We start from the raw sequence: 25,149 nt of genomic DNA on the forward strand, positions 1-25,149 counted from the left end.
GCGGCTGCGGGCGTGTGCCGTCAGCGCACCTCGCTCGCGAGCTCGTCGCGGATCTGCGCGGTCAGTTCGAACGAACGCAGCCGTGCCGCGTGATCGTAGATCTGCGCGGTGACGATCAGCTCGTCGGCCCCCGTCTGCGCGATGCGGTCGCGCAGCTTGTCGCGCACGGTGTCGCGCGAGCCGACCGCCGCGAACGACAGCGAATGCGCGACGGTCGCGAGCTCGAGTTCGTTGGCCTCGAGCACGTCGACGGGCGGCGGCAGCTTGCCCGGCGTGCCGCGCCGCAGATTGATGAACTGCTGCTGCAGCGACGTGAACAGGCGCCGCGCCTCGTCGTCGGTATCGGCGACGAACACGTTGACGCCGACCATCGCATGCGGCTTCGGCCACGCGGCCGACGGCCGGTACTGCGCACGATAGATCTCGAGCGCGCGCATCAGGTAATCCGGCGCGAAGTGCGACGCGAACGCGAACGGCAGCCCGAGCATCGCCGCCAGCTGCGCGCTGAACAAACTCGAACCGAGCAGCCACACGGGCACGTCGAGCCCCGCGCCGGGCACCGCGCGCACGCGCTGGCCGGGCACCGGCTCCGCGAAGTAGCGCTGCAGCTCGGCGACATCGTCCGGAAACGAATCGGCGCTGCCGATCAGGTCGCGGCGCAGCGCGCGCGACGTGGTCTGGTCGGTGCCGGGCGCGCGGCCGAGGCCGAGGTCGATGCGCCCCGGATACAGCGACGCGAGCGTGCCGAACTGCTCGGCGATCACGAGCGGCGCGTGGTTCGGCAGCATGATGCCGCCCGAGCCGACGCGGATCGTCTGCGTCGCGCCCGCGACATGACCGATCACGACGGCGGTGGCCGCGCTCGCGATGCCCGGCATGTTGTGATGCTCGGCCAGCCAGTAGCGCTGGTAGCCCCACCGTTCCGCGTGCTGCGCGAGATCGACGGTGTTGCGGAACGCCTGGGAGGCGTCGGCGCCGGCCGGAATGGGGGCGAGATCGAGTACGGAAAACGGAGTCATCGGTTGGCCTTCGAACAAGGGGGCTGGGTGATGCGCTTACGCAACAAATGCCAGGGATTTTGCCAAAGGGTTCCGGAACGTGCTGGGAGCGGCGCGATACCCATGCGCGTTTCAGGGGTGCAGGGCCGAATCCGGCGATCGTTGCAAAAATCAATCCAATCGGCGATTAATTACCAATCTTTACGGCGATTGGATGTGAATCCGCATCGACGTACAAATTTGCACGAAACGATTGATTTTCAAGACTGCAATACGCCTGCAAACCGCTTACGCTAACGTGAACGCGGGTGCGCTCAAATGGTTCGCCGACTGCGCAGCTTTGCCGGAAATGCACAAGTCCGTTTCTCGTAGCGCCGAGCGCGGGGTGCCGCAGACTGCTAAAATCCGGCGCCTGCCCATGTTGTGCCGAAGGTAGCCATACGAGTCTTCCCGCATCTCGCCCAGGTTTCCCGCGGAGGTGCACCACGCGAAACCGGGCATGGCCATACCCGAAGGATGGGTCGAGCCTTCCTCATATACAGACGCTGCTGGAACAAGGAGTCGGGTCGTGCCCGCGTTCGTCGTTGTCGGAATACCGAATCACGCTCAATCGCGTTCAAGCGTTCTCCATGGCGTTCAGGTCGCCGGGAGGCGTCGCGCATGACGGCAACCGCAACGATGCTCGACTGGCTCCTGATCGTCTTCACGCTGGCCGCGGCCGGTTATGCGCTCGTCGCCGCGTTCGCGCCGCGGCCGCGTACGCCGCGCACGGCCGCGCGCGACGGCTTCGAGCCGGTCAGCGTGCTCAAGCCGCTGTGCGGCGCCGAGCCGCACCTGTACGAAAACCTCGCGACGTTCTGCGAGCAGCGCCATCCGCGTTACGAAGTACTGTTTGGCGTCGCGTCGGCGGCCGATCCGGCCGTCGCCGTGGTCGAACGGCTGCGTGCCGATTACCCCGAGTGCGACATCACGCTCGTGATCGATGCGCGCGTGCACGGCAAGAACCTGAAGGTCAGCAACCTGATCAACCTCGCCGAACGCGCGAAATACGGCCGCATCGTGATCGCGGACAGCGACATCGCGGTGACGCCCGATTATCTGGAGCGCGTGACGGCACCGCTCGCCGACGTGTCGGTCGGCGTCGTCACGTGCCTGTATCATGCGCGCAGCGTCGGCGGGTTCTGGACGCGAATCGGCGCGCAGTTCGTCGACGCCTGGTTCGCGCCGTCGGTCCGGATCACGCATCTCGGCCGCTCGAGCCGCTTCGGCTTCGGCGCGACGCTCGCGCTGACGCGCGACACGCTCGACCGGATCGGCGGTTTTCCCGCGCTGAAGGACGAACTGGCCGACGATTTCTGGCTGGCCGAGCTGCCGCGCCGCCTCGGGCGCCGCACCGTGCTGTCGGAGGTCGAGGTCGCGACCGACGTGATCGAGCCGTCGTTCGGGCCGCTGTGGCACCGCGAGACGCGCTGGCTGCGCACGATCCGTTCGCTGAACCCGGCCGGTTTCGCGTTCCTGTTCATTACGTTCACCGTGCCGTGGCTCGCGATCGGCGCGGCGCTCGCGCTGCGCCTCGACGGAACCTTCGCCGGCTCGCTGGCGGGCGGGGCGGCCGTGGTGGGCGCGTTCGGGCGGCTCGTGCTGCACGCGCGCGGCGAGGACGGCTGGCGCGCATTCTGGCGCGACTTGCCGCTCGTCGCGGTGCGCGACACGCTGCTCGCGCTCGAGTGGCTCGCGGCCGTGTTCGGCACGCATGTCGTGTGGCGCGGCGCGAGGATGACGGTCGTCGGCGGCGAGCGCGCGACGGCGGCCGTGGAAGCAGTGGACGGCCGCTAGGGCCGTTCCGGTCGAACCCGGCCCGAGGGCCGACACGCGCTGCGCGGCGAGGCCGCGCGGCGCGACATGACAGAGAGGCGGGCGCCCGCTGGGCGGCCCGCGGTTTTTTGACTGAATCGTTGTAACGAAACGAACTATGCAGGCTACCGGAGCATTCATGAAAACGCTGTTCTTGCAGGCCCCTTCGTATGACGGCTTCGACGGCGGAGCCGGCTCGCGCTATCAGGCGAAGCGCGAAATCCGTTCCTTCTGGTATCCGACCTGGCTCGCGCAGCCGGCCGCGCTCGTGCCGGGCAGCCGCGTCGTCGACGCGCCGGCCGACGGCCTGTCGGTCGAGGAAACGCTGAAGATCGCCAACGACTACGATCTCGTGATCATCCACACGAGCACGCCGTCGTTCCCGACCGACGCGATGTTCGCGCAGGATCTCAAGAAGATGAAGCCGTCGATGCTGGTCGGCATGGTGGGCGCGAAGGTGATGGTCGATCCGCACAACTCGCTCACGGCGAGCGAGGCGATCGACTTCGTGTGCCGCGAGGAATTCGACTACACCTGCAAGGAAATCGCCGAAGGCAAGCCGTTCCCCGAGATCAAGGGCTTGAGCTGGCGCGCGAAGGACGGCTCGATCGAGCACAACGAAGCGCGTCCGATCCTCGAGAACATGGACGAACTGCCGTTCGTCGCGCCCGTCTACAAGCGCGACCTGAAGATTGACAACTACTTCATCGGCTACCTGAACTACCCGTACGTGTCGATCTACACGGGCCGCGGCTGCAAGTCGCGCTGCACGTTCTGCCTGTGGCCGCAGACGGTCAGCGGCCATCGCTACCGCACGCGCTCGGTCGAGAACGTGCTCGCGGAAGCGAAGTGGATCCGCGACAACATGCCGGAAGTGAAGGAACTGATGTTCGACGACGACACCTTCACCGACGACCTGCCGCGCGCCGAAGCGATCGCCATCGGCCTGGGCAAGCTCGGCATGACGTGGTCGTGCAACGCGAAGGCGAACGTGCCGTACAAGTCGCTCAAGATCATGAAGGAAAACGGCCTGCGCCTGCTGCTGGTCGGCTTCGAATCCGGCGACGACCAGATCCTCGTGAACATCAAGAAGGGCGTGCGCACCGATTTCGCGCGCCGCTTCAGCGCGGACTGCAAGAAGCTCGGCATCAAGATCCACGGCACCTTCATCCTCGGCCTGCCGGGCGAGACGCAGGAAACCATCAAGAAGACGATCGAGTACGCGAAGGAAATCAATCCGCACACGATCCAGGTCTCGCTCGCCGCGCCGTATCCGGGCACGACGCTCTACAAGCAGGCCGTGGAAAACGGCTGGATGGAAGAGAACAAGACCATCAACCTGGTGAGCAAGGAAGGTGTGCAGCTCGCGGCGATCGGCTACGCGCACCTGTCGCGCGACGAGATCTATCACCATCTCGAGCAGTTCTATCGCCAGTTCTACTTCCGTCCGTCGAAGATCTGGGAGATCGTACGCGAGATGCTGACGAGCTGGGACATGATGAAGCGCCGCCTGCGCGAGGGCGTCGAATTCTTCCGCTTCCTGCGCGCGCACGAGGCGTAAACCGTGGCGACGCAGCGGGCGGCGCGGGCGCTGATCTTTACCGCGGACGACTTCGGGCTGCACCCGCGCGTCAACGCGGCAGTCGAACGCGCGCACCGCGACGGCGTGCTGAACGCCGCGAGCCTGATGGTCGGCGCGAGCGCCGCACCGGATGCGATCGAGCGTGCGCGGCGCCTGCCGTCGCTCGCGGTCGGCCTGCATCTCGTGCTCGCGGACGGGCCGGCCATGCTGCCCGCGCATGAGATTCCCGCGCTCGTCGGCCCCGACGGGCGGTTCGGCGACGCGATGGCGAAGGACGGCTGCCGCTTCTTCTTCCTGCCGCACGTGCGGGCGCAGCTGCGCCGCGAGATTCGCGCGCAGTTCGACGCGTTCGCGGCGAGCGGCCTGCCGCTCGACCACGTGAACGCGCACAAGCATTTCCACCTGCACCCCACCGTGCTGTCGCTGATCATCGAGATCGGCCGCGACTACGGGTTGCGCGCGGTGCGGCTGCCCTACGAGACGAGCGCGCCCGCGCTGCTCAAGCCGTGGATCGCGCTCGTGCGCGCGCGGCTCGACCGGGCGGGGCTCGCGCACAACGACTACGTGGTCGGGATCGAGCATACGGGCGCGATGGACGAGGCCGTGCTGCTCGACGCGCTGGCCAAGCTGCCGCCGGGCGTCGGCGAGATCTACTGCCATCCGGCCGAGGCCGGCGACGGCCCGATCACGCCGACGATGGCCGGCTACCGTCCGGTGGACGAACTCGATGCGCTGCTGTCGCCGCGCGTCGCGGCCGCGCTGAAGGCCGCGGGCGTCGCGACCGGCGGCTTTGCCGATGTGTTCGGCCAGCCCGCGGCGCGGCGCGGCGGGCAGGCGTCGCGTGCACCGGGAGCGCAGCCGTCATGATCAAGTGGATCAAATGGCTCGGCTGGCCGCTCGGCATCGGCATCCTGCTGGCGCTGGGGCTGCACGAAGGCATCGGCGACGTGTCGCAGATGCTCGCGCGCGCCGGTTACGCGCTGCTGTGGCTCGTACCGTTCCACGCGCTGCCGCTGCTGCTCGACGCCTACGCGTGGCACCTGCTGCTCGACAGGCGCTCGTCGCTGCCGTTCCTCTGGTGGATCGCGACCGTGCGCGAAGCGGTGAACCGGCTGCTGCCGGTGGTCGGGATCGGCGGCGAGCTGGTCGGCATCCGGCTCGCGCGCTGGCAGGTGCCCGACGCGAGCCGCGTGACGGCGTCGGTGATCGTCGAGGTGCTCGTGACGATCGTCGTTCAGTATGCGTTTGCCGCGCTCGGCCTCGTGCTGCTGCTCGCGACGACGGACAACATGGGCGGCGGCACGATCGGCCTCGCGCTGCTGCTGACGCTGCCGCTGCCGGTGCTCGGCGTCGTGCTGATGCGCCGCGGCGGGATCTTCCATGCGATCGAGCGTTTCGCGGGCCGCCTGCTCGGCGATTCGCACCGGCTGCTGCAGGGCGTCGACGGCAAGCGGCTCGACGCCGACATCGATGCGCTGATGTCGCGCACGGGCCTGTTGTTCAGCGCGTTCTTCTGGCAGCTGGCCGGCTACGTGCTCGGCGCGCTCGAGATCTACTGGGCGCTCGCGCTGCTCGGCCATCCGGTGTCGATCGGCGGCGCGATCGCGATCGAGGCGATGACGCAGGCCGTGCGCCATGCGGCGTTCATGGTGCCGGGCGGCCTCGGCGTGCAGGAGGCGACCGTCGTGCTGCTCGCGCAGATGTTCGGCGTCGACCGCGAGACGGCGCTGTCGCTCGCGCTGGTCAAGCGCGGCCGCGAGGTGCTGTTCGGCTGCCTCGCGCTCGGGTCGTGGCAGCTTGCCGAACTCGTGCGCACGCGCCGCAGCATCGGTGCGCCGCCGGCCGTGCCGCGCGCGCCGCAAGCGACGGGCCGCGTGGCGGAAACCGAATCCGAAACCGAAACGATGCATTGACCACGAGACGGGCCGCGCGCCCGTCTCGCGCTTTTGGCGTCGCGCGGGTATCCTTGCCGCGTGTTTTCTCGACGCGCATTTCTTCCGATGAATTTCCGTTTCCGGCTGCTCCCCGTGACGATGCTGGCCGCCGCGCTGGCGCTGACCGGCTGCGACGACAAGCAAGGCAACCTCGACGTGCAACGTATCAGGGACTTCTTCAACGCGATCAAGCCCGCGCCGCTGCTGCTGAAGGGGCTGAAGGCCGGCGAATCGACCGAGGCCGACGTGCGCGGCACGATGGGCAAACCCGAGACCGAGCGCGACTTCACCGACGGCTCGAAGCGTCTCGAATACCCGCGCGGCCCGATGGGCAACCAGACGTGGTTCGTCGACCTCGATGCGAACGGCCGCTACACGGGCGCGACGCAGGTGCTGACCGCCGAGAATTTCGCGAAGGTGCGCCCGGGGATGAACGAGGACGAGGTGCGCCGCCTGCTCGGCAAGCCCGGCGACATCGCGCAGTATCCGCTCAAGCCCGAGACGGTCTGGAGCTGGCGCTGGCTCGAGGACGGCGTCAACACCGACGCGTTCTTCAACGTCCATTTCGGCCCGGACGGGCTCGTCTACACGACTTCGCGCTCCGACATCCTGAAGGGGCGGTAAGCCCGACCGTCTTCGGCGCTATATCGAAAAAGCGACCGGAAAATTGCAAAAAGTCCGCTTCCCCGGCCGTTATCCGGTTGTCAGGGAGCGGCTTTTTTCCTTTTGAAACAGCGGTGTAGGTCGCGGTTGAAAATGATGGGGCGGATTGTTGCGACGCAGCAATCACGTGCCGGGTGATTTGAGGCAATCAATTTCGCTTGCGACTATCCGCGTCAGCCCGGCGCGGGACAGGCAGACGCGTCGGCATCCATTCCAACTCTGGAGACGCGCGTGTTCCTTTACGGCTTTGGTCCTGTCCTCTGGGCCGGCACCGTGCAGACCATCGAGCTGTCGGTGCTGTCGCTCGCCACTGCGGTGGCGCTGGGGCTGATCGGCGCGGTGGCGAAGCTGTCGCACAACCGGGTGCTGCGAGCGATCGCGACCGGTTATACGACGCTGATCCGCTCGGTGCCCGATCTCGTCCTGATGCTGCTGCTGTTCTACAGTATCCAGATCTGGCTGAACCAGTTCACCGACTTCGTCGGCTGGGACCAGATCGACATCGACCCGTTCGTGGCCGGCGTGCTCACGCTCGGCTTCATCTATGGCGCGTACTTCACCGAGACGTTCCGCGGCGCGTTCCTGTCGGTGCCGCGCGGCCAGCTCGAAGCCGGTGCGGCTTACGGGATGAGCGGGATGCGCGTGTTCGTGCGGATCATGTTTCCGCAGATGATGCGTTTTGCGCTGCCGGGCATCGGCAACAACTGGCAGGTGCTCGTGAAGGCCACCGCGCTGGTATCGATCATCGGTCTCGCGGACGTCGTGAAGGCCGCGCAGGACGCCGGCAAGAGCACGTTCAACATGTTCTTCTTCATCCTCGTCGCGGCGCTGATCTATCTCGCGATCACGACCGTTTCCAACCTCGTGCTGATCCAGCTCGAGAAGCGTTATTCCATGGGCGTGCGGCACGCAGAACTATGATCGAGATCCTCCAGGAATTCGGCCAGGCGTTCCTTTACTGGGACGGCCAGCGCCTCTCCGGCCTCGCGGTGACGCTGTGGCTGCTCGTCGCGTCGATTTCGCTCGGCTTCGTGTGCGCGGTGCCGCTCGCGGTCGCGCGCGTGTCGAAGAACAAGTGGGTGTCGACGCCGGTGCGGTTCTACACGTACGTGTTCCGCGGCACGCCGCTCTACGTGCAGTTGCTGCTGCTGTACACGGGCATGTACAGCCTCGAGTTCGTGCGTTCGCACTCGCTGCTCGACGCGTTCTTCCGCAGCGGCTTCAACTGCGCGATTCTCGCGTTCGCGCTGAACACCTGCGCGTACACGACCGAGATCTTCGCGGGTGCGATCCGCGCGATTCCGCACGGCGAGGTCGAGGCGGCGCGGGCATACGGGATGTCGCCGTTCACGATGTACCGCCGCGTGATCCTGCCGTCGGCGCTGCGCCGCGCGCTGCCGCTGTACAGCAACGAGGTGATCCTGATGCTGCACGCGACCACCGTCGCGTTCACGGCGACCGTGCCGGACATCCTGAAGGTCGCACGCGATGCGAATTCCGCGACCTACATGGCGTTCCAGTCGTTCGGAATCGCCGCGCTGATCTATCTTGCGGTATCGTTCGCACTCGTCGCGGCGTTTCGCCGCGCGGAGCGCCACTGGCTCGCGTATCTCGCGGCCGCCCGTCATTGATTCACTTCGAGGAGAGCCAGTTGGCCGAGATCACTCAAACGAGCGCGTCCGCTTCCACCAAGCTTGCCGCGGTCGACATTCACAAGCGCTACGGCGACAACGAGGTGCTCAAGGGCGTATCGCTGAACGCGAAGGCCGGCGACGTCATCAGCATCATCGGCGCGAGCGGCTCGGGCAAGAGCACGTTCCTGCGCTGCATCAATTTTCTCGAGCGGCCGAATGCGGGGCAGATCGTCGTCGACGGCGAGACCGTGCGCACGAAGACCGACCGCGCCGGTGCGCTCGAAGTCGCCGATCACAAGCAGCTTCAGCGCATCCGCACGAAGCTCGCGATGGTGTTCCAGCACTTCAACCTCTGGGCGCACATGAACGTGCTCGAGAACGTGATGGAAGCGCCGGTGCACGTGCTCGGCATTTCGAAGAAGGAAGCCGAGGAGCGCGCGCGCGAGTACCTGGAGAAGGTCGGTTTGCCGCCGCGCGTCGAGAAGCAGTATCCGTCGCATCTTTCCGGTGGCCAGCAGCAGCGCGTGGCGATTGCGCGTGCGCTGGCGATGCATCCGGACGTGATGCTGTTCGACGAGCCGACGTCGGCGCTGGACCCGGAACTGGTGGGCGAAGTGCTGAAGGTGATGCAGAAGCTCGCCGAGGAAGGCCGCACGATGATCGTCGTCACGCACGAGATGGGTTTCGCGCGCAACGTGTCGAATCACGTGATGTTCCTGCATCAGGGGCGGACCGAGGAAGAGGGCGATCCGAAGGAAGTGCTGGTACGCCCGCAGAGCGAGCGGCTGAAGCAGTTCCTGTCGGGCAGTCTCAAGTAACGCGACAGGGCGGGTTTCATACGTGGTACCGGTGTCTCGTCCCGCAGGCGCCACCCGCACGATGCAGGTGGCGATCGTTGCATTGCCGCCCGTGTCGATGTCGGGCGTGGGTCCGATCGTCGATGCGCTGAACCTCGCGAACGAGATCGACGGGCGGCTGCTGTATCGCTGGCAGGTGTGTTCGTGGGACGGGCGGCCGGTGCCGCTTGCCGGCGGTGCGCAGTGGCATGCCGACGCGGCGTTTAACGATGCGATCGCGTGCGACTGGGTCATCGTCGTGTCGGAGCGGTTTCAGCAGTTTGCCGACTATCGGTTGTTTCTCGCGAGTCTCGCGCGGGTCGGGCAGCGCACGCCGCTCGTGACCGGAATTCATCATGGCGTGTGGTGGCTGGCGATGGCCGGGCAGCTTTCCGGGTACCGGGTGAGCGTGAACTGGGAGACGTATCAGCAGTTCGCCGAACAGTTCGAGCGGTCGATCGTCACGCAGCAGATCTTCGAGATCGACCGGGACCGCGCGACGTGCGCGGGTGGGCAGGCTACCGTGGATTTCATGCTGGCCATGATTGGCCGGGAACATGGGGCGGACCTCGCGGAGCGGATTGCCGATGCACTCGGGGTCGGGACTTTGCGGAGCGGCGAAGAGCGGCAGCGGATTCCTTTTGTGACTGCGCCGGGCGAGCGGCATCCTCGGTTGAACGACGCGTTGCTGCTCATGGAAGCCAATGTCGAGGATCCGTTGACGACCGACGAGATCGCCGAACTCGTCGGCGTTTCACGCCGGCAGCTCGAGCGGCTCTTTCGACAGTATCTCGGGGCGATGCCCTCGAAGTATTACCTCAACCTCCGGTTGCTCAAGGCCCGGACTCAGTTGCAGCGGACCAGCAAGTCGGTTGTGCAGGTTAGCCTTGCCTGTGGGTTTTCTTCCGCTGCGCACTTTTCCAACGCGTACCGCGAAAGGTTCGGGGTCACGCCTCGGGAGGATCGGCGAGCGTGGCTCGAGAAGCAGACCGGCGGGGGCAGTGAACCGCGGGGTGGGGCGCTCGTCGAGCGCGGGAAGGATTGATTTCAGGTTTTTTGCGGTGTGCTTGCCTTTGTCGTCGTGAAGCACCTGTGATCTTGTCGGTCTATTAGCGTCGCCCCTGCGCGGGGCGGCGGTCACTTTTCTTTGTCTTGCCAAAGAAAAGTAACCAAAAGAAAGGCGCCCGGAAAACGCATGACTTCCCGGTGCCGTGGTCGTCAGAGTGGTTCGCACCTAAGTGTCCGCGCCAGTCAGGAGACCGGAGTGGTTCGAGCAATGGTTCTGACGCCACTCCCTACCCAACAGAGCGGTATACCGCCCGCCAGCTCCATCCTCGCTTCGCTCGGCTGCAAGGTACCTCCCGTCGCGTTTCATGCGCTTGCTGCTTTTGCCAGCGCTGATCAGCAAATCGATACTCTTTACTCACACCATTCGTACCTGTCGGACTGCTTGTCATCAGTACTTGTTTGATAACGACCGTGGCCGTGTGTTTTCGTGATTGATTGCTGCGTCCCTTTTTCCTGCGAACGCGTGTGTCCTTGATTTGCTGAATTCGGGGTACTTGCGCGCGCGATTGCCGGGAGGATTGACCTTTTGCGCTACTGGAGGGGGTGTACCTGTCGGCCGAGCGAAGCGAGGGCGGAGCTGGCGGGTGGTATACCGCTCTGTTGGGTAGGGCGTGGTGTCAGAACCATTGCTCGAACCACTCCGTGTTCCTGACTGGCGCGGACACTTAGGCGGTGTCCACTCCGGGGACCACGGCACCGGGAAGTCATGCGTTTTCCGGGCGCCTTTCTTTTGGTTACTTTTCTTTGGCAAGACAAAGAAAAGTGACCGCCGCCCCGCGCAGGGGCGACGCTAATAGACCGACAAGATCACAGGTGCTTCACGATCACAGGTGCTTCACGACGACAAAGGCAAGCACACGCCCCCCAAGCCGCAAAACCAGAGCGACGCTTCCACGAAACCACCCGCCCGGAGAGAGGGCAAAATAAAGCGCACTATCCGCTTCCGATAGAACCCGTCGCAATTCCGCAAGACGCTTGCGTCACCCTTACCTAAACTTGATCCTGTTGAACCCTCTTACGAAACCGAAAGGAACGACCATGACGACCTCGACCGTGACCCGCCAGACATTCGACGAAGTGATGGTGCCGGTATTTTCTCCCGCGCCGTTCGTGCCGGATCGCGCAGAGGGCTCCCGCGTGTGGGACACGGCCGGCCGCGAGTACATCGATTTCGCGTGCGGCATCGCGGTGACGTCGCTCGGCCACGGCCACCCGGAACTGCTGAAAGTCCTGGACGAACAAAGCCGCAAGCTCTGGCACATCGGCAACGGCTACACGAACGAGCCGGTGCTGCGCCTCGCAAAGCGCCTCGAATCGCTGACCTTCGCCGACCGCGCGTTCTTCGCGAACTCGGGCGCGGAAGCGAACGAAGGCGCCCTGAAACTCGCACGCCGCGTCGCGTTCGACCGCCACGGCGCCGACAAGGCGGAAATCATCTCGTTCGTGCAGTCGTTCCACGGCCGCACGTTCTTCACGGTCAGTGTCGGCGGCCAGCCGAAGTACTCGGAAGGCTTCGGCCCCGTGCCGGCCGGCATCACGCACCTGCCGTACAACGACATCGAAGCCGCGAAAGCCGCGATCGGCCCGCAAACCTGCGCAGTGATCGTCGAGCCCGTGCAAGGCGAAGGCGGCGTGATCCCGGCCGATCCGGCATTCCTGAAGGCACTGCGCGAAGCCTGTGACGCGAACGACGCACTGCTGATCTTCGACGAAGTGCAAACGGGCGTCGGCCGCACGGGCCAGTTCTACGCGTACATGGACACGGACGTCACGCCGGACATCCTCACGACCGCCAAGGCGCTCGGCAACGGCTTCCCGATCGGCGCGATGCTGACGACCAACGAACTGGCCGCGCACTTCAAGGTCGGCGTGCACGGCACGACGTACGGCGGCAACCCGCTCGCATCGGCGATCGCCGACAAGGTCGTCGAACTGATCGGCGACCCGGCACTGCTCGAAGGCGTGCGCGAACGCAGCGTGCGCCTGAAAGGCGCGCTCGAGCGCATCAACGCACGCTTCGGCATCTTCAAGGACGTGCGCGGCAAGGGCCTGCTCGTCGGCGCGGAACTCACCGCCGCATTCGATGGCCGCGCGAAGGACTTCGTCACCGCGGCGGCAGAAAACGGCCTGATCATGCTGATCGCCGGCCCGAACGTGCTGCGCTTCGTCCCGTCGCTGGTGATCCCGTTCGACCTGCTCGACGAAGGCGTCAAGCGCTTCGAGAAGGCCGTCGAACAAGTGCTCGCCGCCCAGGAAGCCACCGCGCGCTGATCGGCGCACCCATCGCAGACAGGAACGACGATGCTATTTGTTCGCCCCGGCAAACTCACGGATCTCGATGCGCTCGCGCACATGGCGCGCACCGCGCAACCGGTCCTGCACTCGCTGCCGCACGACCGCGCGGCGCTCGAAGCGCGCGTGGCGCTCTCGGAGGATTCGTTTCGCGCGGACGTCGACTTCGCCGGCGAGGAGTTCTATCTCTTCGTGCTCGAGGATTCGTCGACGGGCAAGCTGCTCGGCACGGCGAGCATCGTGGCCGCGGCCGGTTACTCGGAACCGTTCTACGCGTTCCGCAACGACGCCCTGATCCACGCGTCGCGCGAGCTGCACGTGAACCGCAAGATCCACGCGCTCACGATGTCGCACGAGCTGACCGGCAAGAGCCGGCTCGCGGGCTTCTACGTCGATCCGTCGCTGCGCGGCGACGCGGCCGCGCACCTGATCTCGCGCGCCCGGATGATGTACATCGCCGCGAACCGCCGCCGCTTCACGCCGGAAGTGTTCACGCTGCTGCTCGGCGTGAGCGACGACACGGGCGCGTCGCCGTTCTGGGAAGCGGTGGGCCGCAAGTTCTTCGGCCGCAACTTCACCGACGTCGACATCGCGTCGGGCGGCCGCAGCCGCACCTTCATCGCGGAAGTGATGCCGGCGTATCCGCTCTACGTGCCGCTGCTGCCGGAAGCCGCGCAGCGCGTGCTCGGCGAGCCGAACGAATCGGCGCTGCTCGCCTACGACATCCATCTCGAGGAAGGCTTCGAGCCCGACCGCTTCGTCGACATCTTCGACGCGGGCCCGGTGCTCACCGCGCAGGTCGACCGCACCGCGTGCGTGAAGCACGGCACGGAGCGCGTCGTGCGCGAGGCCGCGCACCAGCAGGGCGACGTCGCTTACATGGTGTCGACGGGCAGCGGCGAATCGTTCCGCTGCGTGCTGGCCGACCTGCCGGGCGATGCGGCTGACGCACCGCTCGCCGGCGACGTGCGCGCGGCGCTCGATGTGAAGGATGGCGATGTCGTGCGCTGCGTGCCACTGCACCGCCGCGACGATGAAGATTTGAAGGGAGACGCAGCATGATCGTCGTTCGGGTCGTACAAACGGGCGACGTCGACGCGCTCGTGTCGCTCGCGAAGGAAACCGGGCCGGGCCTGACCACGTTCAAGCCCGACCGCGACGCGCTCGCCGCGCGCATCGAGCGCACGCGCCGCACGCTCGAGGGCGAGGCAGCGCCCGGCGAGGCCGGCTACTTCTTCGTGATGGAAGAATCGAAGACGGGCGACATCGCGGGCGTATGCGGGATCGAGTCGCAGGTCGGCCTCGAACAGCCGTTCTACAACTACCGCGTGAGCACGGTCGTGCACGCGAGCCAGGAGCTCGGCGTGTGGACGCGCATGCACGCGCTGAACATCTCGCACGACCTGACCGGCTACGCGGAAGTGTGCTCGCTGTTCCTGAGCCCGCGTTATCGCACGGGCGGCGTGGGCGGCCTGCTGTCGCGCTCGCGCTTCATGTTCATCGCGCAGTTCCGCGAACGCTTCCCGGAACGCATCTGCGCGGAACTGCGCGGCCACTTCGACGAAGACGGCACGTCGCCGTTCTGGCGCGCCGTCGGTTCGCACTTCTACCAGATCGATTTCAACGCGGCCGACTACCTGAGCTCGCACGGCCGCAAGTCGTTCCTCGCGGAACTGATGCCGCGCTATCCGGTGTACGTCGACCTGCTGCCGCAGGACGCGCAGGACGCGGTCGGCCTCACGCACCGCGACACGCTGCCGGCCCGCAAGATGCTCGAGGCGGAAGGGCTGCGCTACCAGAACCACGTCGACATCTTCGACGCGGGCCCGGTGCTCGAATGCCACGTGAACGACCTGCGCACGGTGCGCGAGAGCGTCGTCGTGCCGGTCGCGATCGGCGTGCCCGACGCGCAGGGCGACCATCCGCCGACGTCACTCGTGTCGAACACGTCGCTCGCCGATTTCCGCGTCGGCGTCGCGCCGGGCGTGGTCGCGAACGGCTCGTTCGTGCTGTCGGCCGACGATGCCGCCGCGCTCGACGTGAAGGCCGGCGATCCGGTCCGCGTGCTGCCGCTCAAAGTCAAACAGGGATAAACGAATCATGACGGAACTCTTCATCGACGGCGCCTGGGTCGCAGGCTCGGGCCCCGTGTTCGCTTCGCGCAACCCGGGCACCGACGAGATCGCATGGCAGGGCGAAAGCGCGTCGGCGGCCGACGTCGACCGTGCGGTCGCGAGCGCGCGTCGCGCATTCGCCGGCTGGTCGGCACTCGACTTCGAATCGCGCTGCGCGATCGTCAAGCGCTTCGCCGCATTGCTCAACGAACGCAAGGAAGCGATCGCGACCGCGATCGGCCGCGAGACGGGCAAGCCGCTGTGGGAAGCGCGCACCGAAGTCGCGTCGATGGCCGCGAAGGTCGGCATTTCGATCCAGGCCTACCAGGAACGCACCGGCGAAAAGCGCCAGGACATGGCCGACGGCGTCGCGGTGCTGCGTCACCGCCCGCACGGTGTCGTCGCGGTGTTCGGCCCGTACAACTTCCCCGGCCACTTGCCGAACGGCCATATCGTGCCCGCGCTGATCGCCGGCAATGCGGTCGTGTTCAAGCCGTCGGAGCTCGCGCCGGGCGTCGCGCGCGCGACGGTCGAGGTGTGGCAGGAAGCCGGGCTGCCGGCCGGTGTGCTGAACCTCGTGCAGGGCGAGAAGGACACGGGCATCGCGCTCGCGAATCACCGGCAGATCGACGGGCTGTTCTTCACCGGCAGCTCGGACACCGGCACGCTGCTGCACCGGCAGTTCGGCGGCCGTCCGGAGATCGTGCTCGCGCTCGAGATGGGCGGCAACAATCCGCTCGTGATCGGCGAAGTCGAGGACATCGACGCGGCCGTCCATCACACGATCCAGTCGGCGTTCCTGTCGGCCGGCCAGCGCTGCACGTGCGCACGCCGCATCTTCGTGCCGCAGGGCGCGTTCGGCGACCGCTTCCTCGCGCGTTTCGCCGACGTCACGTCGAAGATCACGGCCGACGTGTTCGACGCCGATCCGCAGCCGTTCATGGGCGCGGTGATCTCGGCGCGCGCGGCCGCAAAGCTCGTCGACGCGCAGTCGCGCCTGATCGAGCAGGGCGCGAAGCCGATCATCGCGATGACGCAGCGCGATCCGCGCCTGGGCTTCGTGAACGCGGCGATCGTCGACGTGACGGGCGTGGCGAACCTGCCCGACGAAGAACACTTCGGCCCGCTCGCGCAGATCGTCCGCTACGCGACGTTCGACGAAGCGATCGAGCGCGCGAACGACACGGCATTCGGCCTGTCCGCCGGCCTGCTCGCCGACGACGCGAACGCATGGGACCACTTCCGCCGCACGATCCGTGCGGGGATCGTCAACTGGAACCGTCCGACCAACGGCGCATCGTCCGCCGCACCGTTCGGCGGCACCGGCCGCTCGGGCAACCATCGCCCGAGCGCGTACTACGCGGCCGACTATTGCGCGTATCCGATGGCGTCGGTGGAAAGCACGCAACTGACTTTGCCCGCGAGCCTGTCGCCGGGCCTGCACTTCTGATCGAGGGAACGACGATGAACGCACAAGAAGCCAATTTCGACGGGCTCGTCGGCCCGACCCACAACTACGCCGGCCTGTCGTTCGGCAACGTGGCGTCGCTCAACAACGAGAAGTCGGCCGCGAACCCGAAGGCCGCCGCGAAGCAGGGGCTGCGCAAGATGAAGCAGCTCGCGGATCTCGGCTTCGCGCAAGGCGTGCTGCCGCCGCAGGAGCGGCCGTCGCTGCGCCTGTTGCGCGAGCTCGGCTTCTCGGGCAAGGACGCGGACGTGATCGCGAAAGCCGCGAAGCAGGCGCCCGAACTGCTCGCCGCCGCGAGCTCGGCATCGGCGATGTGGACCGCGAACGCGGCCACCGTCAGCCCGTCGGCCGACACGAGCGACGGCCGCGTGCACTTCACGCCGGCGAACCTCTGCAGCAAGCTGCACCGCGCGATCGAACACGAAGCGACGCGCCGCACGCTGTCGACGCTGTTCGCCGATCCCGCGCACTTCGCGGTGCACGAAGCGCTGACCGGCACGCCGGCACTCGGCGACGAAGGCGCGGCGAACCACACGCGCTTCTGTGCCGAATACGGCAAGCCGGGCATCGAGTTCTTCGTGTACGGCCGCGCGGAATACCGCCGCGGCCCCGAGCCGAAGCGCTTCCCGGCACGCCAGACCTTCGAGGCGAGCCGCGCGGTCGCGCATCGCCACGGGCTCGCCGAAGAAGCGACGGTGTATGCGCAGCAGGACCCGGACGTGATCGACGCGGGCGTGTTCCACAACGACGTGATCTCGGTCGGCAACCGCGACACGCTGTTCACGCACGAGCGCGCGTTCGTCAACAAGCAGGCGATCTACGACACGCTGACCGCCGCGCTCGACGCACGCGGCGCGCGCCTGAACGTGATCGAGGTGCCCGAGGCGGCCGTGAGCGTAAACGACGCGGTCACGTCGTATCTGTTCAACAGCCAGCTGCTGTCGCGCGCGGACGGCTCGCAAGTGCTCGTCGTGCCGCAGGAATGCCGCGAGAACGGGAACGTCGCGGCTTATCTCGACGAACTCGCGGCCGGCAACGGCCCGATTCACGACGTGCTCGTGTTCGACCTGCGCGAAAGCATGAAGAACGGCGGCGGCCCGGCGTGCCTGCGACTGCGTGTCGTGCTCAACGACGCGGAACGCGCGGCCGTCACGTCGAACGTGTGGATCAACGACACGCTGTTCACGTCGCTCGACACGTGGATCGACCGGCACTATCGCGATCGCCTCGCACCGGAAGACCTCGCCGATCCGGCGCTGCTCGACGAATCGCGCACGGCGCTCGACGAGCTCACGCAGATCCTGCGCGTCGGTTCGCTGTATGACTTCCAGCGCTGAGGCACGGATGCCGGCCAACGTGCTGCTCGACGACTTCCTCGCATTCACGCTGGCCGGTAGCGCGCCGTCCGTGACGGACGGCACCTGCGCGGCCGGCGCCGTGCGTTGGTCATGGCGCGGCGACGGTCTGCTCGCGCTCGAACCGGCCGCGGCCGCCGGCGCGGCGCGCCCGAGCGTGCTCGTGTCGGCCGGCGTGCACGGCGACGAGACGGCGCCGATCGAGCTGCTGTCGATGCTCGTGCGCGATCTCGCATCGGGCGCGCTGCCGCTCGCGTGCCGGCTGCTCGTCGTGCTTGGCAACGTGCCGGCGATGCGTGCCGGCGAGCGTTATCTCGACGACGACCTGAACCGCTTGTTCAGCGGCCGTCATGCGCAGGTGCCCGCCAGCCGCGAAGCTCCGCGCGCCGCGCAGCTGGAAGCGGCCGCCGCCGCGTTCTTCGCGGACGCGCCGGCCGGCGCCGCGCGCTGGCACATCGACATGCACACGGCGATCCGCGCGTCGGTGTTCGAGCAGTTCGCACTGCTGCCGCACACGGGCACGCCGCCGACGCGCACGATGTTCGAATGGCTCGGCGACGCGCGCATCGCGGCCGTGCTGCTGCATACCGCGAAGGGCAATACGTATTCGCATTTCACGGCCGAGCACTGCGGCGCGCTCGCGTGCACGCTGGAACTCGGCAAGGTGCGCCCGTTCGGCCAGAACGACCTGACGCGCTTCGCACCGGCCGACCGCGCGGTGCGCAAGCTCGTGTCGGGCGCGGGGGGAGATGCGGTCGCGCAGCGCGATCATCCGCCGCTGCCGCGCGTGTTCACGGTGATCGACCAGATCACGAAGCAGAGCGATGCGCTCGAGCTGTTCGTCGCGGCCGACGTCGCGAACTTCACCGCGTTTGCACGCGGCACGGTGCTCGCGCAGGACGGCGACTACCGCTACACGGTGACGCACGACGAGGAACGGATCGTGTTTCCGAACCCGACCGTGAAGCCGGGCCTGCGCGCGGGCCTGCTCGTCGTCGACACGACGCGCGAGACGATCGCGGCGCTCGTTTGAGCGCATGTCCCGACCGGCTGCCGATTGCGCTGCCGCGACGGCACGGCCCGTGCCTGACCCGCAACCCGTCGGTATCCCGTCGTCGCCCGCATGCCGGGGCCGACGGCACGCCCCCCGGCTTGCGTATTTGCGACACCGTTTTGCAAGTTCGGCGGATCGCCTGACCGGCGCCGCGCGCGCAGCGCAGCATCGCGCGACGTCGCCCGCTTTGCCATATCGGGCCGCGCGGATTGGTACAATCGCGGCCTTGCGGCTGTTGCGCCGCATCACGGCGTGGCATCGCGATTGTCGTGGTCATCCGACCCTGCAATGATGCAAGCGCCCGTAGTTCCGGAACATTCGAGTATCGAGGAGAGCACCTGATGAAGTTGGATTGGCGTAAAGTGGCCGCGCATGCGGTGGTGGCGGCATCGGCGGTGGCGGCAGGCAGTGCGGTTGCCGCGGATCTGAAGGAGATCCGGTTCGGCGTCGAGGCCTCGTACGCACCGTTCGAATACAAGACGCCCGACGGCAAGCTGACCGGCTTCGACATCGACATCGGCAACGCGGTGTGCGCGAAGCTGAAGACGAAGTGCGTGTGGGTCGAGAATGACTTCGACGGCCTGATCCCGGCGCTGCAGGCGCGCAAGTTCGACGCGATCAACTCGGACATGACGATCACCGACCAGCGCAAGCATGCGATCGCGTTCACCGATCCGATCTACACGATTCCGAACCAGCTGATCGCGAAGCAGGGCAGCGGCCTGCTGCCGACCCCGCAATCGCTGAAGGGCAAGCGCGTCGGCGTGCTGCAGGGCACGATCCAGGAAGCGTACGCGAAGAAGAAGTGGGCGCCGGCAGGTGTCGAGGTCGTGCCGTACCAGACGCAGGACCTAGCCTACGCCGACCTGAAGTCCGGCCGTCTCGATGCGACGTTCCAGGACGCGGAAGCCGGTTCGAAGGGCTTCCTGGCGAAGCCGCAAGGCCAGGGCTTCGCGTTCGCGGGCGGCACCGTGAGCGACGCCGAGATCCTCGGCTCGGGCGTCGGTTTCGGCCTGCGCAAGAACGACGCGGCGCTGAAGACCGCGCTCGATCAGGCGCTGAAGGACCTGAAGGCCGACGGCACGATCGACAACCTCGCGAAGAAGTACTTCAGCGTGCCCGTGACGCTCAAGTAAGCGTTGCGTTCGATCGCACGATGCAAGCAAACCGGCCGCTCATGCGGCCGGTTTGCTTTTGCAGGCGGGAAAGGGAGGAAAGCGGCGGGGGCGCCGCGTCACGCCGGAAAGAACCGGCCCAGTTCGCGTGCGAGCTCGTTGAGCACGCCCATCTCCTGCTGCGTGATCTTGCGCGCGGGCTGCGCGCCGGCCCAGTCGCCGTACAGCAGCGCGACGGTCGTCGTGCCGACGCGCACGGGCAGCAGCACGAACGCGCGCGTGTCGTCGAACGCGTCGAGATACCACGCGGGCAGGCGCTTGAGCATCTTCGGCTCCCGTGCCTGCTCGATGAAGATGCCGACCGAGTTCGAGATCGCGAGATGAAACACGTCCGGCTCGAAGCGCTCGTCGAAGCGCAGCCGGTCGAGCATCGTATCGACGCCGGGGCCGAAGCCGAGGCGCGCGGCGAACATGCCGTCGTCGTGACGCACGAACATCACGGTGCGCGTGAACGCGAGGCCGGCCAGCAGGCTTTCCGACGCTAGCGCGAGTACCGGCGTCAGCACGTGCTCGGACGGCAGCGCGCGCAGGTCCGCGAGGCCGGCTTCGAGGCACGCCTCGGGCTCGGCCTGCGCGCGCGCGATCGCATCGGCGTTCGCGCGCAGCTCGACGATCTCGCGCATCATGGTGTCGCTCGCTTCCTCGCGCGCGAGCCGCTCGGCGATCTCGACGAGCGCGTCGGGTTCCATGCCGAGTTCCGCGCCGTAGTGCTGCGCGAGCGCGGCGATGCGCGCGTCGCGCTGCGGGCTCGCGGGCATCACGAGCGCACCCGCGACGTCGGTCGAGCAGCGGCTGATCTCGCGCAGCCAGCGGACGCGCTCGGTCGGGCCGTCGTCGGACACCTCGCCCGCATCGAGGTCGTCCTCGTCGTGGCCGAACGCGTCGGTGCGGACCACGTGGTCGTGGTCGGCCATCCCCGCGCGGATCACGTCGGGCAGCCGCCAGCGCGCGGCCGCCTCGAGCCCGATCTCGTCGAAGCCGACGCCGAGCACGTCGATGCAGGCGGCCGCTTCGTCGCCGTTCAGTTCGGCCGCGCGGCGGCGGATCCGGTCCCATTCGCTGTCGAGATAGCAGACCACGAGCAGCTTGCCGACCTGGCGCATCAGCGTGCAGACGACGGCTTCCTCGCCCGCGCGCAGCTCGACGCGTTCGGTGAGCTTGCGTGCGACGCAGCCGGACAGCAGCGCGCGGTTCAGTTCGAGCTTCGCGTCGATGCGCCGCGGCGTACTGTGGTGGAAATGGTCGACGAGCTTGAGCCCGACGACCAGGTGGCCGACGGCATCCATGCCGAGCACCATCAGTGCGCGGGTCACGGTCGTGATGTTGCCGCCGAACGCCATGTACATCGCGGAGTTCGCGAGCCGCAGCACTTTCTGCGTGAGCGCGAAGTCCGACAGCACGACGCGCACGAGCGCGGTGAAGTCGAGGTCGTCGTTCTTCATCGCGGCCATCGTCGCGCGCAGCGACTCCGACAGCAACGGGAAATCGCCCCGTTCGTTCATCCGGGCCCACAGCTTGTCGAGCAGCGCGGTGCGGGGCAGGTGTTCGGTGATTGACATACGGATCTGTCCGGTTCGCCGCGCGTCAGGCGGCGGCGTGCAGGTGCAGCTGATGGGCCTCGAAGCGCCGCGCAAGCTCCTCGGACGGCAGCGCCTGGCAGACGAGCCAGCCCTGGATATGGTTGCAGCCCATTTCCGTCAGCAATTCGCGCTGCGCCTCGGTCTCGACGCCTTCCGCGACGAGCTCGAGATCGAGCGTCTGCGCGAGGCCGACCACGGCCGACACGATCGCGCGGTCGTTGCGCGAGGTCAGCAGGTTCTCGACGAAACTGCGATCGATCTTCAGCTTCGCGAGCGGGAAGCGCTGCAGATACGCGAGGCTCGAATAACCGGTACCGAAATCGTCGATCGCGAAGCGGATGCCGAGATCGGTCAGCTCCTCGAGCAGCCCCTTCGCCTGCGCGGGATCGTGCATCAGCAGACTTTCGGTGATCTCGAGCACGATGCGGCGCGGGTCGATGCCCGTCAGCGCGATCGCCTCGCGCACGCTTTGCGTGAAGCGCGGGTCGCGGAACTGCTGCGGCGACACGTTGACCGCCACGTACTGCAGCGCGAGCCCCTGGCGGTCCCACGCGACGAGCTGCATGCACGCGGCCTTGAGCACCCAGTTGCCGAGATAGTTGATCAGGCCGATCGATTCGGCGAGCGGAATGAAGGTCGCCGGCGGCACGAGGCCGTGCACCGGATGGCGCCAGCGGATCAGCGCCTCGACGCCGACCACCGCGCCCGACTGGCTGCGCGTGATCGGCTGGAAATGGAGCGAAAACTCGCCGTTGCGCACGCCGTCGTACAGGTCGGCCTCGAGCTTCAGCCGTTCGGCATCCGCCGGGTCGTCGACGGGCGCGTGGAACGCGAGCGCGTTGCCGCCCGACGCCTTCGCCTGCGCGAGCGCGTGGTCGGCACGGCGCAGCAGCGGGCTGTGGTGCTGCGCGCGATGCGGGGCGGCACGCTCGTCAGGGTAGAGCGCGATGCCGATGCTCGCGGACAGGTGCACGGTCTGCCCCTGGTACACATAGGGCTGGCGCACCGCGGCCTGCAGCCGGCGTGCGAGTGCATCGGCGGCATTGCTCGCCTGCGTGCGGTCAGGCGCACTGAGCACGACCGCGAACTTGTCGCTCGCGACGCGCGCGAGCTGTTCGTTCTGCGTGACGAGCGCCTTCAGCCGCTGCGCGGTTTCGCGCAGCAGCGTGTCGCCCGCGTCGTAGCCGAGCGCGCGGTTGATCCGCTGGTAATCGTCGAGGTCGAGCAGCAGCAGTGCCGCGCAGGTGCCGCCTTCGTCGGCGGCCTGCTGCGCGCGCATCAGCGCGGGCACGAGCGCGGACAGGTTGTCGAGGCCCGTCATCGGGTCGTGGTGCATCTCGTAGGTCAGGCGCGCCTCGAGCGCGCGCCACGACGACACGTCGAACGCCGCGATCGCGAACCCGTCGACGCCATGGTGGCGGCTCTTGAACGCGCGGATCTCGACGTCGAGCGGGTAGGTCAGCGATTTCACGATGCACATCGTCGCCTTCTCGACCTGGCCGGAACGCGCGGCGCGCGCAAGCAGGCCTTCGAGCGCCGCGGTATCCTGTTCGGCGATCAGGTCGCGCAGCGTCAGCGTGTGCAGGTAGTCGCGGTGGTAGCCGATGAAGCGCAGGCTTGCGTCCGACACGTAAAGAAAACGCAGTTCGCGGTCGACATGGGCGAGGAAATCCACCGTGCCAACCGTCTGTTCCAGCCAGTTGCGTACGGAGTCGTCGCGTCGCGGGGCGCCGGCGCGCGCGGGCATCAGCGCGCCGCCCGACCAGGCGAAGCGGCGCAGCGTATGCAAGGCGCTGCGCCAGGAGCCCTTGCGTGACGTCTGTTTCCTGTTGGCTTCCATGTTTCTCGCTGACGTGAAGGGCTGGAACCGGTTGTCCGGAAGGAATAACGGCAGACTGTGCGGAATCTTTAACGGGCCGGGCGCGGATGGCGCTGCCGCGGCTCCGAATCGGCCACGCAGGTGTTCGACAGGCGAACGCCAGCGTGACCCACATCGAGGCTGACTTTATAAGAAATGAGGATGCAGATGAAGCGAAAACTGTTGCTGGGCGCCGCCGTGGCGGCGCTGGTGGCCGGTCATGCACTGATGGCGCAGGCGGAACTGAAGCCGGGCGCCGCGGCGCCCGATTTCACGACGCAGGCGTCGCTGGGCGGCAAGACCTACACGTACGCGCTCGCGGACGCGCTGAAGCAGGGGCCGGTCGTGCTCTATTTCTACCCGGCCGCGTTCACGAAGGGCTGCACGATCGAGGCGCACGCGTTCGCGGACGCAGTCGACCGTTACAAGGCTTACGGCGCGACGGTGATCGGCGTATCGGCCGACAAGATCGACACGCTGACGAAGTTCTCGGTGAGCGAGTGCCGGAGCAAGTTCCCGGTCGCGGCCGATCCGGACGCGAAGATCATCCGGGAATACGACGCGAAACTGCCGGCGATCGACCGCGCGAACCGCGTGTCCTACGTGATTTCGCCGGAAGGGAAGATTCTCTACGAATACACGAGCATGTCGCCCGACAAGCACGTCGAGAACACGCTTGCCGCCGTGAAGGCGTGGGCCGACGCCCATCCGAAGCAGTAAACGGGCACCGGGGAACCGGGGCACCGCGTGCGTCAAGCGTCGAGGCGGCCCGTCGTGCGGGCCGCCGGTACGGATCGACGCGCCGCCGCGCGGCGGCGCGCGTGAGGGCGCTAGGCGCGCAAGGCCTGCTCGATCGGCACGCTGCCGCCGACGAAGCCGACGATCTTGCGCGAGATGCCGAGCTTGATCGCCTCGATCGCGGCCCAGGCGACATCCTGGCGCGACACGGGCGGGGCGCCGTCGAACCACGCGTCGGTCAGCGCGATCTTGCCGACGCCCGGATCGTCCGTGAGCGGGCCGGGGCGCAGGATCGCGTAGTCGACGCCCGACGCGATCACCCGATCGTCGCCTTCGCGCTTCATCTGCGAATAGTGGCGCAGCGCGTCCGGGCCGAGTTCGGGCCGGTACGCGGACAGCGAGCTGATCACCACGAGCTTCTGCGCGTTGTAGGCCAGCGTGTATTCGGCCGCACGGGCGACCGCGTCGCGGTCGACCTGCTCCTCTTCGGCCGCGCCTTCCGATTCGGCCGAGCCGGCTGCGTAGATCACGTGCGTGATGCCCTGGAATGCGTGCGAGAAATCGTTCGTCAGATCGGCCTCGACCACCCGCGCGCCCGCCAGCGCATAGCCGTGCCGGCGCACGAGCGCCGTGACCTCGAACTCCGGCTGCTTGAGCAGCAGATCCGCGCAGGCCTGGCCCGTTCGGCCGGTCGCGCCAATCAGCAGTACCTTCGTCGTCATGAAACCGCTCCTTGCTCGATGCGTCGTCCTCCCAGATAGGGACGGACGACCGATAACTCAAGTGTAATGTCGATTTGCCCGTGCGGCGGGTGTGTATTAAGGGGCGTACCGGCGGCGGGCCTTCCTGCGGTCATTCGTTCACACGGATGCGGGAATGACGCGCCGACCGGCTATCATGTGCGCGATGCATTTTTCGCCGCTATGTCATACAACGCAGCGGCCCA

General features: G+C 67.1%; 21 protein-coding genes. 17 read left to right on the plus strand and 4 right to left on the minus strand.

Features of this window, described 5'->3' with window-relative positions:
• Positions 1 to 20: 20 nt before the first annotated feature.
• On the minus strand, positions 21 to 1,019 hold the full coding sequence (locus AB3K92_RS28330) for an LLM class flavin-dependent oxidoreductase (RefSeq protein WP_048024384.1): 999 nt from the start codon (positions 1,017 to 1,019) through the stop codon (positions 21 to 23).
• A 639-nt stretch (positions 1,020 to 1,658) separates the two neighbouring features.
• Between AB3K92_RS28330 and hpnI the strand changes: the two genes are divergently transcribed.
• The 16 genes from hpnI to AB3K92_RS28410 all read left to right on the plus strand — a co-directional run bounded on the left by hpnI (position 1,659) and on the right by AB3K92_RS28410 (position 19,988).
• Positions 1,659 to 2,834: a bacteriohopanetetrol glucosamine biosynthesis glycosyltransferase HpnI gene (gene hpnI / locus AB3K92_RS28335; protein WP_059486612.1), complete on the plus strand. Its 1,176-nt coding sequence runs from the start codon at positions 1,659 to 1,661 to the stop codon at positions 2,832 to 2,834.
• Positions 2,835 to 2,991: 157 nt separating this feature from the next.
• A complete protein-coding gene (hpnJ, locus tag AB3K92_RS28340) occupies positions 2,992 to 4,413 on the plus strand; it encodes a hopanoid biosynthesis associated radical SAM protein HpnJ (RefSeq protein ID WP_021163186.1) in 1,422 nt (473 codons plus the stop codon).
• Between the two features lie 3 nt (positions 4,414 to 4,416).
• Positions 4,417 to 5,301: a hopanoid biosynthesis-associated protein HpnK gene (gene hpnK / locus AB3K92_RS28345; RefSeq protein ID WP_369466293.1), complete on the plus strand. Its 885-nt coding sequence runs from the start codon at positions 4,417 to 4,419 to the stop codon at positions 5,299 to 5,301.
• A complete protein-coding gene (locus AB3K92_RS28350) occupies positions 5,298 to 6,347 on the plus strand; it encodes an HpnL family protein (protein WP_048024390.1) in 1,050 nt (349 codons plus the stop codon). The genes hpnK and AB3K92_RS28350 overlap by 4 nt, the downstream gene beginning before the upstream one ends.
• Before the next feature lie 87 nt (positions 6,348 to 6,434).
• Complete coding sequence (locus tag AB3K92_RS28355; protein WP_021163189.1) at positions 6,435 to 6,992, plus strand: lipoprotein; 558 nt, start codon at positions 6,435 to 6,437, stop codon at positions 6,990 to 6,992.
• A 270-nt stretch (positions 6,993 to 7,262) separates the two neighbouring features.
• Positions 7,263 to 7,952, plus strand: coding sequence for an ABC transporter permease (locus AB3K92_RS28360; protein WP_021163190.1), 690 nt, complete (start codon positions 7,263 to 7,265; stop codon positions 7,950 to 7,952).
• Positions 7,949 to 8,662 carry an ABC transporter permease gene (locus tag AB3K92_RS28365; protein ID WP_011351456.1) on the plus strand — a complete coding sequence of 238 codons (714 nt, stop codon included), beginning with the start codon at positions 7,949 to 7,951 and terminating at the stop codon, positions 8,660 to 8,662. Before AB3K92_RS28360 ends, AB3K92_RS28365 begins: the two co-directional genes overlap by 4 nt.
• A 20-nt stretch (positions 8,663 to 8,682) precedes the next feature.
• Positions 8,683 to 9,483, plus strand: coding sequence for an ABC transporter ATP-binding protein (locus AB3K92_RS28370; RefSeq protein WP_021163192.1), 801 nt, complete (start codon positions 8,683 to 8,685; stop codon positions 9,481 to 9,483).
• Positions 9,484 to 9,505: 22 nt separating this feature from the next.
• Entirely contained in the window at positions 9,506 to 10,546 is a 1,041-nt protein-coding gene (locus AB3K92_RS28375) for a GlxA family transcriptional regulator (protein WP_027787973.1), read from the plus strand.
• A 1,061-nt stretch (positions 10,547 to 11,607) separates the two neighbouring features.
• A complete protein-coding gene (locus tag AB3K92_RS28380) occupies positions 11,608 to 12,840 on the plus strand; it encodes an aspartate aminotransferase family protein (RefSeq protein WP_369466294.1) in 1,233 nt (410 codons plus the stop codon).
• Between the two features lie 30 nt (positions 12,841 to 12,870).
• Positions 12,871 to 13,923 (plus strand): arginine/ornithine succinyltransferase subunit alpha, encoded by a 1,053-nt coding sequence (gene aruF, locus AB3K92_RS28385; protein ID WP_059498074.1) that lies wholly within the window; start codon positions 12,871 to 12,873, stop codon positions 13,921 to 13,923.
• Positions 13,920 to 14,954, plus strand: a complete 1,035-nt coding sequence (gene astA / locus AB3K92_RS28390; protein ID WP_048024400.1) for an arginine N-succinyltransferase — start codon at positions 13,920 to 13,922, stop codon at positions 14,952 to 14,954. Before aruF ends, astA begins: the two co-directional genes overlap by 4 nt.
• Positions 14,955 to 14,961: 7 nt before the next feature.
• Complete coding sequence (astD, locus tag AB3K92_RS28395; RefSeq protein ID WP_021163197.1) at positions 14,962 to 16,425, plus strand: succinylglutamate-semialdehyde dehydrogenase; 1,464 nt, start codon at positions 14,962 to 14,964, stop codon at positions 16,423 to 16,425.
• Between the two features lie 14 nt (positions 16,426 to 16,439).
• Entirely contained in the window at positions 16,440 to 17,780 is a 1,341-nt protein-coding gene (astB, locus tag AB3K92_RS28400) for an N-succinylarginine dihydrolase (RefSeq protein WP_021163198.1), read from the plus strand.
• 7 nt (positions 17,781 to 17,787) lie between these two features.
• A complete protein-coding gene (gene astE / locus AB3K92_RS28405) occupies positions 17,788 to 18,831 on the plus strand; it encodes a succinylglutamate desuccinylase (protein WP_369466858.1) in 1,044 nt (347 codons plus the stop codon).
• Between the two features lie 362 nt (positions 18,832 to 19,193).
• Positions 19,194 to 19,988 (plus strand): ABC transporter substrate-binding protein, encoded by a 795-nt coding sequence (locus tag AB3K92_RS28410; protein ID WP_048024404.1) that lies wholly within the window; start codon positions 19,194 to 19,196, stop codon positions 19,986 to 19,988.
• A gap of 98 nt (positions 19,989 to 20,086) precedes the next feature.
• Here AB3K92_RS28410 and AB3K92_RS28415 read toward each other — a convergent pair whose 3' ends face one another.
• A complete protein-coding gene (locus tag AB3K92_RS28415) occupies positions 20,087 to 21,586 on the minus strand; it encodes an HDOD domain-containing protein (RefSeq protein WP_021161766.1) in 1,500 nt (499 codons plus the stop codon).
• 25 nt (positions 21,587 to 21,611) lie between these two features.
• Positions 21,612 to 23,354 carry a cyclic di-GMP phosphodiesterase CdpA gene (cdpA, locus tag AB3K92_RS28420; RefSeq protein ID WP_194290282.1) on the minus strand — a complete coding sequence of 581 codons (1,743 nt, stop codon included), beginning with the start codon at positions 23,352 to 23,354 and terminating at the stop codon, positions 21,612 to 21,614.
• Positions 23,355 to 23,633: 279 nt separating this feature from the next.
• Here cdpA and AB3K92_RS28425 point away from each other — a divergent pair, with 279 nt between their 5' ends.
• On the plus strand, positions 23,634 to 24,185 hold the full coding sequence (locus AB3K92_RS28425) for a peroxiredoxin (protein WP_021161764.1): 552 nt from the start codon (positions 23,634 to 23,636) through the stop codon (positions 24,183 to 24,185).
• Between the two features lie 110 nt (positions 24,186 to 24,295).
• On the opposite strand, the gene AB3K92_RS28430 is transcribed toward AB3K92_RS28425, so the two are convergent.
• Positions 24,296 to 24,925 carry an NAD(P)H-binding protein gene (locus AB3K92_RS28430; RefSeq protein WP_027787962.1) on the minus strand — a complete coding sequence of 210 codons (630 nt, stop codon included), beginning with the start codon at positions 24,923 to 24,925 and terminating at the stop codon, positions 24,296 to 24,298.
• Positions 24,926 to 25,149 lie beyond the last annotated feature (224 nt).

It is taken from the genome of Burkholderia sp. Bmkn7 (assembly GCF_041103175.1).
Taxonomy (GTDB): domain Bacteria; phylum Pseudomonadota; class Gammaproteobacteria; order Burkholderiales; family Burkholderiaceae; genus Burkholderia; species Burkholderia cepacia.